Below are 13,184 nucleotides of genomic sequence, written 5' to 3'. Positions count from 1 at the left end.
ACTGGTCCAGCCGAGCTTGTGGCAGGGTTCAGCGGGCCCTCACCCGGCGTTCACCGTTCTGTCAACGGCCGTGCCCCGCACCGCGGCATCCTGAACCCATGACTGACACCTCACGCCTTGACCTTTCCCGCCGCACACTTTCCCGCCGCACGATGGTCCGCGGCTCAGTCCTCGCGGCCGCAATGGCTTCCGTCCCGGCCGCGGCCAATGCGGGCCCCGCGACGTCTCCTGCCGGGGTCGCGCTGGTCCGGAACCGCCTCACCCTGCCCAGCGGCATCGCCACCGGCGACGTCACCGCTGACTCGGCGGTCCTGTGGTCGCGTTCTTCCGGCACCGGGCGGATGACCGCGGTCCTGCGGGCCGTGGACGACGGCGGCGACATCCTCCGCGGGCGCGGCGCCTTTGAACGCGTCCTCCGCGGCCCGCGCGCCACCCAGGCGTCCGACTTCACCGCCAAGATCCACGCCGGCAACCTGCCCTCCAACACCCGGTTTGCGCTGGAGATCAGCTTCGAGGACGACGGCGGCGCAGCCGGCGAGAGCGTCCACGGCACCTTCCGCACCGCCCCCGACACCGGGACGTACAACGGCGAGGGACGCACCGGCGGGACGAGCAACGGAGGCGAGGGACGCACCGGCGGGACGAGCAACGGAGGCGAGGTCCCGCCGTCGTCCGCACAGAGCTTCGTGTGGACCGGCGACACGGCCGGGCAGGGCTGGGGCATCAACGAAGAGATCGGCGGCATGCGCGGCTACCGTGCCATGCACCAGACGCGGCCGGACTTCTTCATCCACGCCGGGGACACCGTGTACGCCGACGGGCCCATCGCCGAGACCGTGGTGGAGAAGGACGGGCAGGTGTGGCGGAACCTGGTCACGGAGGAGGTGTCCAAGGTAGCCGAAACGCTCACCGAGTTCCGCGGCCGCCACCGGTACAACCAGCTGGACGCCAACATGCGCGCCATGTTCGCCGACGTTCCCGTGATCGCCCAGTGGGACGACCACGAAACCACCAACAACTGGTACCCCGGCGAGATCCTGGAGGACCCCCGCTACACGGTCCGCGACGTCAACACGCTCGCAGCCCGGGGCCGGCAGGCATGGCAGGAGAACATGCCCATCGCTGATTCGTCTGCCCTGTGGCGGCCAGGAACGTTTGACGACGCCGGGCAGTACCAGCCGGCGCGCATCTACCGGAAGATTTCCCGCGGCCCGCAGCTGGACATCTTCAGCCTGGATATGCGCACGTTCAAGTCGCCCAATACGGACGGCAAGGAGGCCTACACCACCAACATCCTGGGCCAGGAGCAGGTGGACTGGCTGATCCGCGAGGTCAGCAAATCCAAGGCGACGTGGAAGGTGATCGCCGCGGACATGCCCCTGGGCGTGATCGTGCCGGACGGCCCGGTGAACCAGGAAAGCGTTTCAAACCGCGACCCCGGCGCTCCGCTGGGCCGCGAACTCGAGATCGCCGGGGTGCTGAGTGCCTTCAAGCGCAACGGGGTGAAGAACGTGGTGTGGCTGACGGCCGACGTGCACTACTGCGCGGCACACCACTACTCCCCTGAGCGGGCGGCATTCACGGACTTCGACCCGTTCTGGGAGTTCGTGGCCGGGCCGATTGCCGCTGGATCCTTTGGACCGAACAAGATGGACGGCACGTTCGGGCCCGAGGTGGTGTTCTCCAAGGCCGGGCGCTTCCCCGGCGAATCACCGCGCGACGGCGAGAACCAGTTCTTCGGTCACGTCCAGCTTGATTCGGACACGTTCACGGTGAGCCTGCGCAATGCCAACGGCACAACGGTGTTCTCCAAGGTGTTGACCCCGGAACGCTGACCGCCGCCGGACTTCCGCTGCGGATTCGGACAAGCGCCCCTCGGACCCGGGCTGCGCTTGTCCGGATCCGCAGCGGCTGTCGGGAAAGTTAGCAGTTGTGGTCCTAGCGGAGATCCGGCAGGCGTCTGTCCAGGTGCTGGCCGGTCACTATCAGGGCAGCTGTGGCGGCAACCACAGCGCCAAAATAGCTGAGCGTTCCGAGTATGCCGAAGCTTATGTCGAAGGTCCCCCGAAGGACCAAATACGCAGCGAGTGTCACGATGACAACAAGCCCGGCAAGGGTTCCCACCCGGGAGCCCCTAGACGTGGTTGTGCCTGCACCGAGTGAGGCGGCGTAGTCGCGCGGTTGCCCGAAGGCCTCGACGCCGCTTTCCCCGCTCTCGGCCAGGTGGCTGCTTACTTCCCGCAGCGTGCTGCGGACCATCTGTTCGTCCTGCTTCCGCTGGCGCAGTTCGTAGGCCAGAGCCTGAAGGTATTCCTGCGTGGTCATCGCTTAGCCTTGTCTCTCGTGAAGCAGGTTCGTGATCAGTTCGGTAAATTCGGTCCAGTCCCGGGTTGATTCCTGCAGCCGGTCCCGCCCTTCCGGGGTCAGTACATAGAACTTCTTCCCCGGCCCGGCGTCTCCCTGGCGCCACTGGGAGCTGACAAGCCCGTCCGACTCCAGCCGGTTCAGCGCCGGATAGACGGTTCCGCCGCTCAACCCCTCGAAACCGGACGCCCGCAGCAGCTGGATAATCTGGTACCCATAGGCCTCGCCGCCCACGGCGATCGCGCGGAGGATGCCAACGGGAAGGACGGCCCTGACCCAGTCGCTCGGCCACCGCTTCTCGATACTCATAACTAGATAGTGTCACAACCTAAGTGGTGAGGCAACGCACGCGGGCCCGTGCCGCCGTCGTGCGTTATTTTGGCCGTCCGGTGGGTAAGGGCGCTGATAGTGTTCCTGCATTCGGCACCGAACGCGGACGGGAGTGATTGTCTTGAACGACGACGGACTGACGGAGGCTGTGCAGGAGGCCGGGGCGGTGGAACTGCTCCTGGTCCGGCACGGCGAGAGTGAGGGCAACGTTGCGGCCACGGAGGCGCGGCTGGCCGGGGCGGAAGTCATCGATGTGCCGGCGCGGGACGCGGACGTGAAGCTTTCCACGACAGGGCAGGAGCAGGCCAGGGCACTGGGGACTGCCCTGGCCCGGATCGCTGAGGAGTTCCGCGCCGACGCTGTAGTTTCCTCGCCCTACGCGCGCGCCCGGCAGACGGCGGAAATCGCCGTGGAAACGGCGGGCTGGCCGGCCAAGGTGGTCACCGACGAACGGCTCCGCGACCGGGAACTCGGCATCCTGGACCGGTTGACCCGCCTCGGCGTGGACAACCGGTTCCCCGAGGAGGCGGAGCGGCGGCTCTGGCTGGGCAAGCTGTACTACCGTCCGCCGGGCGGGGAGTCATGGGCCGACGTCGCGCTCCGGCTGCGGTCCGTGCTGGGCGAGCTGAACAACCTGGGCACGGGCCACCGGGTCATGCTGGTGTGCCACGACGCCGTGATCATGCTGTTCCGCTACGTCATGGAGGGCCTCTCCGAAGAGGAACTGCTCGACCTGGCCGCCAGCACGTCCGTCCTGAACGCCTCCATCACCCGCTACGTCCGCCCGTCCGGCGCGGGTCCGTGGACGCTGGAGAGCTTCAACGTGGCGGACCACCTGACCGAGCAGGGCGTCGAGGTCACGGAGCACGCCGGGGATGCCAGTGTCCACCCCCGGTAATTACGACGGCGGCGCCGCGGCTTCCGAAGCACAGCCCACCCTGGTCACGCCCTCCTTCCTCCGCGACTGGCCGCTGCCGGCCGCCGGTGAGGACAAGTACTCGCGCGGCTCGGTGCTGGTGGTGGGCGGGGCGCGGGCAACCCCCGGTGCGGCGCTGCTGGCCGGGACTGCGGCTTTGCGGGCCGGGGCCGGGAAACTCACGCTGGCCGTGGCCGAGTCGGCGGCTGTCCACGTGGGAGTGGCCCTGCCGGAGTGCGGGTCGATCGGGCTGCCCGAGAACTCTGATGGGTCAGTCCTGGCCAGCGGCCTGGACCGCATTTCCAGCTACCTGGAGCGGGCCGACGCGGTCCTGGTGGGACCCGGCCTGGACGACCTGGACCTCGCCGAGGATCTGCTGGCGGCAATGCTGGAGCGGGATTCGGCCGCGCGGGAGGAACCTGATGGTGACGCCGGGCGGGACGGGGGCCCCGCCGTCGTACTCGATGCCTACGCTTTGGGCGCCCTGGTGCGGTTGGAAAACAAGCTGGACCCTTGGCGCGGGCGGCTGATCCTCACCCCGAACCCGAACGAGGCAGCGGTCCTGCTGGGCCGGGATGCCGGCGATCTTGGTGCCGACGCCCTTGAAGCTGCCGTGACCGAGGTGGCTGCCCGGTATGACGCGGTGGTGAGCTGCCAGGGGGTAATTGCACGTCCGCCGGGGAACGGCCGCGGCGAACCGGATCTGTGGAAGATCACGACCGGGTACGGGGGTTTGGGGACGTCGGGCAGCGGTGATGTGCTGGCCGGGGCGATTGCGGGGCTGCGGGCGCGCGGGACCACCGGCCCGCAGGCCGCCTGCTGGGGAACGCATCTTCACGCCGCGGCAGCGGACCGACTGGCCAGCAGGATGGGCCCGCTCGGATTCCTGGCCCGCGAGCTCGCCGACGAACTTCCGGCGCTGATGCTGGAACTCGGCTCCTGACCCAACGGGGGAAGTGGATGGCCCCCGGCTGGAGCCGGGGGCCACCGTACGGGAAGGCCGCGCATACGCTGCCGGTGCGCTGTCTGGCGCTGTGGCGTGCACAGAATGGCGAGTCGCCCCAAAAAGGCAGCCAACAGAAGGAGCGCGGCCTCCCGGTCCTATGGAATTATCCTGTGGAACTATGCGGCGATCTCTTGCTTCGACCCCTTGGTTTCGATTTCGATCTTGCGCGGCTGCGCCTTTTCGGCGACGGGGATCCGCAAGGTGAGGACGCCGCCGTCGTAATTGGCCTTGATGTTTTCCGCGTCGAGGGTATCCCCGAGGATCAGCTGGCGGCTGAATACGCCGCGCGGCCGCTCGGAGGCGATCAACTCGGTGTCCTTTCCGGCCGGTTCGGGGCGTTCGGCCCGAACGGTCAGGACATTCCGTTCCACATCCAGGTCCACAGAATCCACCGCAACCCCAGGCAGGTCAAAGGCGACGACGAATTCCTTGTCCTCCCGCCACGCGTCCATGGGCATCGCAGCCGGGCGCGCTGTCGTACCGAGGACCTGCTGGGCCAGCCTGTCCAGCTCGCGGAACGGATCGGTTCGCATCAACATGGCTTCCCTCCTCGAAAGAAACAGTCTTCTTTTTTTCAGCCGATCTGTGGTGGCTGATATAGATTTTTTAGCACTGTGAGGGGAGATCTTCAAGCGGTTCGAAAGAGATTTTTTGAACGTTTTTTGGGCTGTCGACGCATGCGGCAAGGGCCCTTCCCTGCCTGGATCGGTTCAGCCAGGCAAGAGCCCCCTTCGCGCTGTCGCTAGCTTCTGGTCGGGTCCGGGCGGAGCGGCGCCGGGCCCGGGTCCGGAACAGGCAACGGTCCGGGAGGTTCCGGGGTAGGGAATGGCGACGGCGGCCCGGGCGGATGCGGCTGCGTGGGATCCGGCTGGGTGGGGTCCGGCCCCGGTTCGGGGAACGGCTCGGGTTCGTGCACTGGCGGGATGGTCATGGAACTTCCCCTCTCACGCTGGGCGGATGTGCCTGAAGTGTCAGAATACGCCCCCGCCTTGGGCATCGGTACGCCGCCCCCCGAGGCTCTATCAGTTGTAGCTCCTAAACCCCCTGGATAGGGACCATAGGTGATAGAGCATTGGGGAGAATCCTGCGGGAAGTGAGAGAGCATCGGGGGGTGGGTTTCCCGGTAGCGAACGCGGCGCCCTATTTTCCGAGGGGGTCTATATATTGAAGGCATGACCTCCACTCCCCTGCAGGATCCCGCCAGCACTGCCCCCGCCGCGGCGCCCACGCCGCCTGTCGCCAAGCGGAATCCCGTGGAGCGGACGCATCACGGAGACACCTTCGTGGACAACTACGAGTGGCTGCGGGACAAGGAATCGCCGGAGGTCGTGGCGCACCTGAAGGCCGAAAACGCATACCAGGAAGCCATCACCGCGCACCAGGAACCGCTGCGGGAGGCGATCTTCCAGGAGATCAAGGGCCGGACCCAGGAAACCGATCTGTCCGTCCCCCACCGGAAGGACGGCTGGTGGTACTTCAGCCGGTCGGTGGAGGGCAAGGAGTACGGCATCCAGTGCCGCGTCCGGGCCAGCGATACCGAGGACAAGATCGCCGACTGGACCCCTCCGGCGGTGGAGCCCGGGACCGAAATCCCCGGCGAGGAAGTCCTGCTGGACGGCAACGTGGAGGCGGAGGGCAAGCCCTTCTTCTCCGTGGGCGGTTCGGCCGTGACCGTGGACGGCAACCTCTATGCCTACGCTGTGGACAACTCCGGCGACGAGCGGTTCACCCTCCGCATCAAGGACCTGCGCACCGGCGAACTGCTCCCGGACGTCATCGAGAACATCTTCTACGGGGTTGCCTTCTCCCCCGACGGCACGCGCATCTTCTACACCGTGGTGGACGAGACGTGGCGCCCCTATCAGGTGAAGGCGCACGTCCTCGGCACGCCTGTCGCCGACGACTTGGTCATTTACCAGGAGGACGACGCGGCCATGTGGCTGGGCTTTGAGCTCTCCTCGGACCGGCGTTACCTGGTGCTGGGCATCGGCTGCTCCGAGTACAGCGAGACGCGCCTGCTCCGCTTCGACGACCCTTCCGGCGCCCTGACCACCGTGATTTCCCGCGATGAACGCATCCTCTACGAGGCCGAGCCCTTCCTGCTGGACGGCCCGGACGGGCAGAAGACAGAGCGCATCCTCCTCACCCACAACCGCGGTGCCGTGAACTCCATGGTCTCCCTGGCTGACCCGGCCGAGCTGGAAAAGCCGCTGGCCGAGCAGAACTGGCAGACCGTCGTCGGGCATTCCGAGGACGTGCGCGTCAACGGCGCGGGCGTCACCGTCACGCACCTGGTCGTGTCCATCCGCAAGGACACCATTGAGCGGGTCCAGGTGATGGGGCTGACCGGCCTGGGGACGCCGGCGCAGGAAGAGCCCGTCGAGCCGGCGTTCGACGAGGAGCTCTACACGGCCGGCGTGGGCGGATCGGACTACGACGCCCCGGTGATCCGGCTGGGCTACACGTCCTACTTCACCCCGTCGCGCGTTTACGATTTTGTGTTGCCCATCGCGGAACGTCCCGCCGGGGAGCTGCTGCTGCGCAAGGAAAGCCCGGTGCTGGGCGGCTACGACGGCAGCGATTACGTCGCCACCAGGGAATGGGCGACGGCGGCGGACGGCACGCGCATTCCGCTGTCCGTTTTGCGGCACAAGAGTGTGCGGCAGGATTCTACGGCGGCGGGCCTGGTCTACGGCTACGGGTCCTACGAGATGAGCATGGACCCGGGGTTTGGCATCGCCCGGCTGTCGCTGCTGGACCGCGGCGTGGTGTTCGTGATTGCGCACGTGCGCGGCGGCGGTGAGCTGGGCCGGAAGTGGTACGACAACGGCAAGAAGCTCGCCAAGAAGAACACCTTCACTGACTTCATCGACGCCACCGACTGGCTGGCGGCCTCTGGCTGGGTGAATCCGGCGCGGATCGCGGCGCTGGGCGGCTCGGCGGGCGGCCTGCTGATGGGTGCGGTGGCCAACCTGGCGCCGGAGAAGTACGCCGCCATTGTGGCGCAGGTACCGTTCGTGGATCCGCTGACCAGCATCCTGGACCCGGACCTGCCGCTGTCCGCGCTGGAGTGGGAGGAATGGGGCAATCCCATCACGGACCCGGACGTGTACGGCTACATGAAGTCCTACTCCCCCTACGAAAACGTCCGCGCCGCGGCTTACCCCAAGATCGCTGCCGTTACCTCTTTCAACGACACCCGGGTCCTCTACGTGGAGCCGGCCAAATGGGTGCAGGAACTCCGGAACAGGACCACCGGGTCCGAGCCGATCGTCATGAAGATCGAGATGGACGGCGGGCATGGCGGTGCGTCAGGCCGGTACGTGCAGTGGCGGGAGCGTGCCTGGGACTACGCGTTCATCGCCGATGCCCTGGGCGCTACCGAACTGCTGCCGGGCGCCGGGCTGAAGTAAGATCGGCGGCAGCTGAGCGTACGAAACCGTAGGCGAAGGAGAGCCATGAAAAGCTTCGAAGTGGTGGTCATCGGCGGCGGCAACGCGGGCGTGTCGCTGGCGGCCCGGCTGCAGCGGTACGGGGTCAAAGACGTGGCGCTCATCGAGCCGAAGGACCACCACCTTTACCAGCCACTCTTTTCGCACATCGCCGGCGGGCGGTCGACGGCCCAGGAGGCGGTCCGCACGCAGGAGTCCGTGACCCCCGCCGGTGTCACCTGGATCCGGGACAGCGCCGTGGATGTGGATGCCAACGCCAACACCGTCACGCTCGCGTCCGGGTCAACGGTGGCCTACGGGCAACTGGTGGTCTGCCCCGGCCTGCAGTACGACTGGGACACCGTGCCGGGGCTGGCCGAGGCCGTCCACTCCCCCCATGGCGCCTCGCACTACGAGTTCGACCTGGCGCCCAAGGCGTGGACCCTGCTCAGCGGGATGACCTCCGGCACCGCGGTGTTCACCATGCCGGCCGGGCCCATCAAGTGCGGAGGTGCGAGCCAGAAACCCATGTACCTCGCCTGCGATTATTGGCGCCAACAGGGCGTACTGGACAAGATCCGCGTGGTCATGGTCCAGCCCTATCCCACTGTGTTCGGCGTGCCGGAGGTGGACCGGGAACTGGACCGGAAGATCGCGGAGTACGGCATCGAACTGCGCACGAACAGCGAACTCGTAGCCGTGGATCCGGCTGCCCAGACCGCCACTATCCGCAACCTGGAGACCGGCAACGAGGAACAGCTCCGCTACGACGTGCTCAACGGAGTCCCGCCGCAGTCAGCACCGGACTGGCTGAAGGCAACGGACCTCCCGGCCGCCGGGGACGACGGCGGCTTCGTGGAGGTGGACCGGCAGACGCTGCGGCATCTCCGGTACCCCAACGTCTGGTCGCTGGGCGACGCCGCAGGCACCACCAACTCCAAGTCCGGCGGCGCCCTGCGCAAGCAGACCAAGGTCCTGGCAAGAAACCTGGTGGCCGCGCGGAAGGGCAAGCGCCTTTCCGCCAAGTACAACGGCTACTCCGTGTGCCCCTTTACGGTCTCGCGCGACACCGTGGTCTTCGCCGAGTTCGACGACCGTTATCGCCCCGTGCCCACCATCCCGCGCGTGCCCACGTGGAACGAAAGCCGGCTCTCATGGGTGGTGGACCGGGACATCTTCCCGAAGATCTACTGGAACCTCATCCTCAAGGGCCGCGCCTAGGACAACCCCGATCGATTGCTCCGATGCCGTTTTGCTGCCGCTAAACGGCATCTACGGAGCAATCGATGAAGAAACGACGGCGGCCGTCGCCTCCGCAATGGCGCGCTCCTCGTCGGTGGGCACCACCAGGACGGGCAACCCGGACTGCGGCGTGGAAATGACGCGTGGTTCCTTGGACCGCTGACGGTTCAGGCCGCCGTCGAGCTCCACGCCCAGCGCACCCAGGCGGTCGGCGACGAGCGCCCGGAACTGGTGGGAGTTCTCGCCGATGCCGGCAGTGAACACCAGGGCCTTTGCCCCGCCGACAGCCACGTGGTACCCGCCGATGTACTTGGCCAGGCGATACGACGTGACGGCGAGCGCCATGGCAGCCCGGCCGTCGCCGGACTCCGCGGCTTCCACGACGGAGCGCATGTCGTTGTTGCCGGCCAGTCCCTTGAGTCCGGATTCGCGGTTGAGCATGGTGTCCAGGTCCTCGGGCGTCCAGCCGGCCCGGCCGAGGAAAACGAGGATCGAGGGGTCCAGGTCGCCGGAGCGCGTGCCCATCACCAGGCCCTCGAGCGGCGTGAACCCCATCGAAGTGTCCATCGACCGGCCGCCCTGGATCGCCGTGACTGAGGCGCCGTTCCCCAGGTGGGCGATGACGCCGTCGAACTCTTCCGCCGGGATGTCCAGCAGCGCGGCGGCCTGCCGGGTGACGTACTCGTGCGAGGTCCCGTGGAACCCGTAGCGCCGGATGCCGTGGTTTGTGTAGAGCTCGTCCGGGACGGCGTAGCGCCAGGCGTGCTCGGGGATGCTGCGGTGGAAGGCGGTATCGAAGACGGCTACCTGCGGCAGGTCCGGCCATTTCCTGGTGATGGCGCGGATGCCCAGCACATTGGCGGGGTTGTGCAGCGGTGCCAGCGGGTTGAGCCGTTCGATGGCGCGGGTGATTTCGTTGTCAATGAGCACGGGCTCCGCGAAGCGTTCACCACCATGCACCACCCGGTGCCCCACGGCGCCGAGCTGCAGGTCGCCCAGGTCCTCGTGGATGGCGGCATCCACCTGCTCCAGCGCCTCGGCATGGTCGCGCGGGCCTTCGATCTCGCCGTCGCCATCCCCGCCGTTGCCCATGCCGATCTTCTCGATCAGCCCCTCGGTCAGCACGGATCCGGCGGCGACGTCGCGCACCTGGTACTTGAGCGAGGACGAGCCGGAGTTGATGACGAGCACGAGCATGAAGGGCCTCCTGAGCCTGAGCTTCCGCGGTTCAGTTCCACCCTATCGGCTGGCCCCTCCGCGAGACGGCACTTAACGCCAATGCCCGACGCCGGGAGTGCCGTTGAGTGCCACCTCGCGGGTGGGTGCGGGGGCGGGATTCTTGCGGATCCCTGGGCGCTGTGCCTACAGTCAGCGGACAGGCCGGACCACGCCGAGAGGACATCGCATGACCAACGAGCCCACGCCCGCCGAGGACAACGACCCCACCAACACCGGATCCAGCAGCACTGCCCCGCTCCCCGAAGGTACAGGCGGAACGCACGACGGCGGAGCTGGCGCCGGCTCTGGCGGCTCCGGCACCAAGGATCCCACCGGCGTCGAGGGTGCCAACCCGGCGCTCGACGACACCGGCGCCCTCAAGGCCAAGGAAACCGGTGAGGCCCCCGAAGCCCCGGAAGACACCGAAGGCCTGGACCTCAGCCCCCAGGGACTGTCCGACGAGCCCGCCAAAGAGGAAGACCCTGAAAGCCTGGCCAAACCGGACAACAGCTAACAGGGGGCTGCGTCGCAGTGCCCCGGGCTGGAGGCGGTTAAGCCGGGAGGGTCAGACGCGCTCCTTGAAGGACTCCACCTTGGCCGGATCGCGCTCCGCGACGGGAAGCATGAGCTCGTCGATGCGTGCCATGAGCGAAGAATCAAGCTTCACCCCGGCGGCCCTGACGTTGTCCTCCAGCTGCTCGGGCCGCGACGCACCCACGATCGCGGCCGAGACGTTCGGGTTCTGCAGGACCCATGCGACGGCGAGCCCGGCCAGAGAGAGCCCGGCCTCGTCAGCCAGCGGCTTGAGCTGCTGCACCCGCGTGAGGATGTCCTCGGTCAGGTAGCGGTTTTCCTTCAACGAGCCGTCGTCCGCGGCGAATCGTGAATCCGCCGGGGCGGTCTGGCCCGGCAGGTACTTGCCGGTGAGCACGCCCTGTGCCAGCGGAGACCAGCAGATTTGGCCGATGCCCAGTTCCTCGCTGACGGGGACGATCTCCTCCTCGATGACCCGCCACAGCATCGAATACTGGGGCTGGTTGGAGATCAGCTGGATCCCCAGGTCCTTGGCCAGGGCGGCCCCGGCACGGATCTCGTCCACGGTCCACTCGGATACGCCGATGTACAGCGCCTTGCCCGCCCGGACGATGTCAGCGAAAGCCTGCATCGTCTCTTCCAGCGGCGTTTCGTAGTCGTAGCGGTGGGCTTGGTAGAGGTCCACATAGTCGGTCTGCAGCCGGCGCAGCGAACCGTTGATGGATTCCATCACGTGCTTCCGGGACAGGCCGCGGTCGTTCTTTCCTTCCCCGGTGGGAAAGTAGACCTTGGTGAACACTTCAATGCTCTCGCGGCGGATTCCGGCCAGCGCCTCGCCCAGCGCGGTCTCCGCACGGGTTCCGGCATAGGCGTCCGCCGTGTCGAACGTGGTGATCCCCAGGTCGAGCGCCTTCCGGACGCACGCGGTGGCCGCCTCCTGGTCGATCTGTTCGCCGTGCGTGACCCAGTTGCCGTACGCGAGGGCGCTGATGTACATCCCCGATGAGCCAAGTTTGCGGTATTCCATCAGTTGCCTGCCTTTGCTGTTGTTGGATTGGTGGTGGTCCTGGCCGCGGCGGCTGTGCTGCCGCGCACCACCAGGCGGGTCTTTACCGTCCGGGTGCCCCGCGCGGATTCCGAGCCGGGTGCCCCGGCCACGCGGCGCTCGAGGGCAGCGACCAGCAGTTCCGCGGCGGCCGCCCCCTGGCCCCGCACATCCTGGTCCACCGTGGTCAGGTCCATGACCGGCGCGAAGTCGTGGTTGTCGAAGCCTACGAACGAGATATCCCGCGGGATCTCCAGCCCGGCCGCCTCTGCTTCCCGCATGGCACCGAACGCCATTTCGTCCGAGCCGACGAACACAGCCGTGGGCGGGACCGGCGCTGCAAGGAGCCGCCGCATTGCCGTCCGGCCCCCTGCCACGCTGTTCGGGGCGGACTGCTCGCAGTCCGCCGCCGGCGTAATGCCCGCCGCGAGCAGCGCCTGGCGGTATCCGGCAACGCGCGACGGCGGCGCGGCACTTCCCGCGGTCACTTCGGCTTCGTCGTCGATGCCGATCATCGCAATGCTTCGGTGCCCCAGGTCCAGCAGGTGCCGCACCGCCGCCCTGGCCGCCGCACGTTCATCCACCCTGACGCTGCCGAAGAATTCAGAGGACTGGCCCAGGACGACGACGGGCAGGTCCAGGGCGCGCAGCATTCCCACCTCTGCCTGGGACAGTTTCAGCGACAGAACCAGCACGGCGTCCGCGCGGCCCCGCAGAACCCCGCCGATGAAGAACCTGCGGCGGCCCTCGCCGTCGCCGAGTTCGAAGAGCAGGACGTCCCGCCCTGCCGCGCGGACGGCCCCGGCGGCACCGGAAACCACCTGCCCGAAGAACCATTTGGTGGCGTCGGGCACCACCACGGCCACTGTGCCCGTCACGCCCGTGGCAAGCCGGGCAGCACTGGGCAACGGCTGATATCCAAGCTCGGAAGCCAGCTGGCGGATGCGTTCACGGGTCCCTTCCGAAACTCCTGGCAGCCCGCGCAGCGCTCGCGACACTGTGGAGGCCGCCACGCCCGCGCGTTCAGCGACCTCGTCTATTCCGGCACCCACGGGAAACCACGGTATGCCCCGGACGGCGCTTACGCAAGCGCTTGCG

Annotated in this window: 12 protein-coding genes; 6 read left to right on the top strand and 6 right to left on the bottom strand. The window is 67.6% G+C overall.

Translation table 11 applies throughout. The features are described from left to right. The first annotated feature begins 98 nt into the window (after window positions 1-98). Window positions 99-1,835 carry an alkaline phosphatase D family protein gene (locus ACFWIX_RS02005; RefSeq protein ID WP_377214433.1) on the top strand — a complete coding sequence of 579 codons (1,737 nt, stop codon included), beginning with the start codon at window positions 99-101 and terminating at the stop codon, window positions 1,833-1,835. 103 nt (window positions 1,836-1,938) lie between these two features. Here the strand turns inward: ACFWIX_RS02005 and ACFWIX_RS02000 are convergent, their stop codons facing one another. Together ACFWIX_RS02000 and ACFWIX_RS01995 are read right to left on the bottom strand one after the other, a co-directional pair. Continuing rightward, window positions 1,939-2,325 (bottom strand): HAAS signaling domain-containing protein, encoded by a 387-nt coding sequence (locus ACFWIX_RS02000; RefSeq protein ID WP_377214432.1) that lies wholly within the window; start codon window positions 2,323-2,325, stop codon window positions 1,939-1,941. Between the two features lie 3 nt (window positions 2,326-2,328). After that, complete coding sequence (locus tag ACFWIX_RS01995; RefSeq protein ID WP_377214431.1) at window positions 2,329-2,673, bottom strand: PadR family transcriptional regulator; 345 nt, start codon at window positions 2,671-2,673, stop codon at window positions 2,329-2,331. A gap of 133 nt (window positions 2,674-2,806) precedes the next feature. Here ACFWIX_RS01995 and ACFWIX_RS01990 point away from each other — a divergent pair, with 133 nt between their 5' ends. Both ACFWIX_RS01990 and ACFWIX_RS01985 read left to right on the top strand, forming a co-directional pair. Next, on the top strand, window positions 2,807-3,592 hold the full coding sequence (locus ACFWIX_RS01990; RefSeq protein ID WP_377214430.1) for a histidine phosphatase family protein: 786 nt from the start codon (window positions 2,807-2,809) through the stop codon (window positions 3,590-3,592). Further along, the gene (locus ACFWIX_RS01985; protein ID WP_377214429.1) at window positions 3,570-4,553 is read left to right on the top strand and encodes an NAD(P)H-hydrate dehydratase; all 984 of its coding nucleotides are present in this window, start codon (window positions 3,570-3,572) and stop codon (window positions 4,551-4,553) included. Before ACFWIX_RS01990 ends, ACFWIX_RS01985 begins: the two co-directional genes overlap by 23 nt. Before the next feature lie 179 nt (window positions 4,554-4,732). Here the strand turns inward: ACFWIX_RS01985 and ACFWIX_RS01980 are convergent, their stop codons facing one another. Beyond that, window positions 4,733-5,155, bottom strand: a complete 423-nt coding sequence (locus ACFWIX_RS01980; protein ID WP_377214428.1) for an Hsp20/alpha crystallin family protein — start codon at window positions 5,153-5,155, stop codon at window positions 4,733-4,735. Between the two features lie 633 nt (window positions 5,156-5,788). On the opposite strand from ACFWIX_RS01980, the gene ACFWIX_RS01975 reads away from it, so the two are divergent. Both ACFWIX_RS01975 and ACFWIX_RS01970 read left to right on the top strand, forming a co-directional pair. Further along, on the top strand, window positions 5,789-8,029 hold the full coding sequence (locus tag ACFWIX_RS01975; RefSeq protein WP_377214427.1) for a S9 family peptidase: 2,241 nt from the start codon (window positions 5,789-5,791) through the stop codon (window positions 8,027-8,029). Window positions 8,030-8,074: 45 nt separating this feature from the next. After that, on the top strand, window positions 8,075-9,268 hold the full coding sequence (locus ACFWIX_RS01970) for an NAD(P)/FAD-dependent oxidoreductase (RefSeq protein WP_377214426.1): 1,194 nt from the start codon (window positions 8,075-8,077) through the stop codon (window positions 9,266-9,268). Window positions 9,269-9,319: 51 nt separating this feature from the next. On the opposite strand, the gene ACFWIX_RS01965 is transcribed toward ACFWIX_RS01970, so the two are convergent. Next, entirely contained in the window at window positions 9,320-10,486 is a 1,167-nt protein-coding gene (locus ACFWIX_RS01965; protein ID WP_377214425.1) for an acetate kinase, read from the bottom strand. Window positions 10,487-10,694: 208 nt separating this feature from the next. On the opposite strand from ACFWIX_RS01965, the gene ACFWIX_RS01960 reads away from it, so the two are divergent. Further along, window positions 10,695-11,021: a hypothetical protein gene (locus ACFWIX_RS01960; RefSeq protein WP_377214424.1), complete on the top strand. Its 327-nt coding sequence runs from the start codon at window positions 10,695-10,697 to the stop codon at window positions 11,019-11,021. A gap of 51 nt (window positions 11,022-11,072) precedes the next feature. Here the strand turns inward: ACFWIX_RS01960 and ACFWIX_RS01955 are convergent, their stop codons facing one another. Together ACFWIX_RS01955 and ACFWIX_RS01950 are read right to left on the bottom strand one after the other, a co-directional pair. Continuing rightward, entirely contained in the window at window positions 11,073-12,068 is a 996-nt protein-coding gene (locus ACFWIX_RS01955; RefSeq protein ID WP_377214423.1) for an aldo/keto reductase family protein, read from the bottom strand. Further along, entirely contained in the window at window positions 12,068-13,138 is a 1,071-nt protein-coding gene (locus tag ACFWIX_RS01950; protein WP_377214422.1) for a LacI family DNA-binding transcriptional regulator, read from the bottom strand. Before ACFWIX_RS01950 ends, ACFWIX_RS01955 begins: the two co-directional genes overlap by 1 nt. Window positions 13,139-13,184: the final 46 nt, after the last annotated feature.

It is taken from the genome of Pseudarthrobacter sp. NPDC058362 (genome assembly GCF_042723515.1).
Classification (GTDB): Bacteria; Actinomycetota; Actinomycetes; order Actinomycetales; family Micrococcaceae; genus Arthrobacter.
This window is presented reverse-complemented; position numbering and strand designations above follow the sequence as displayed.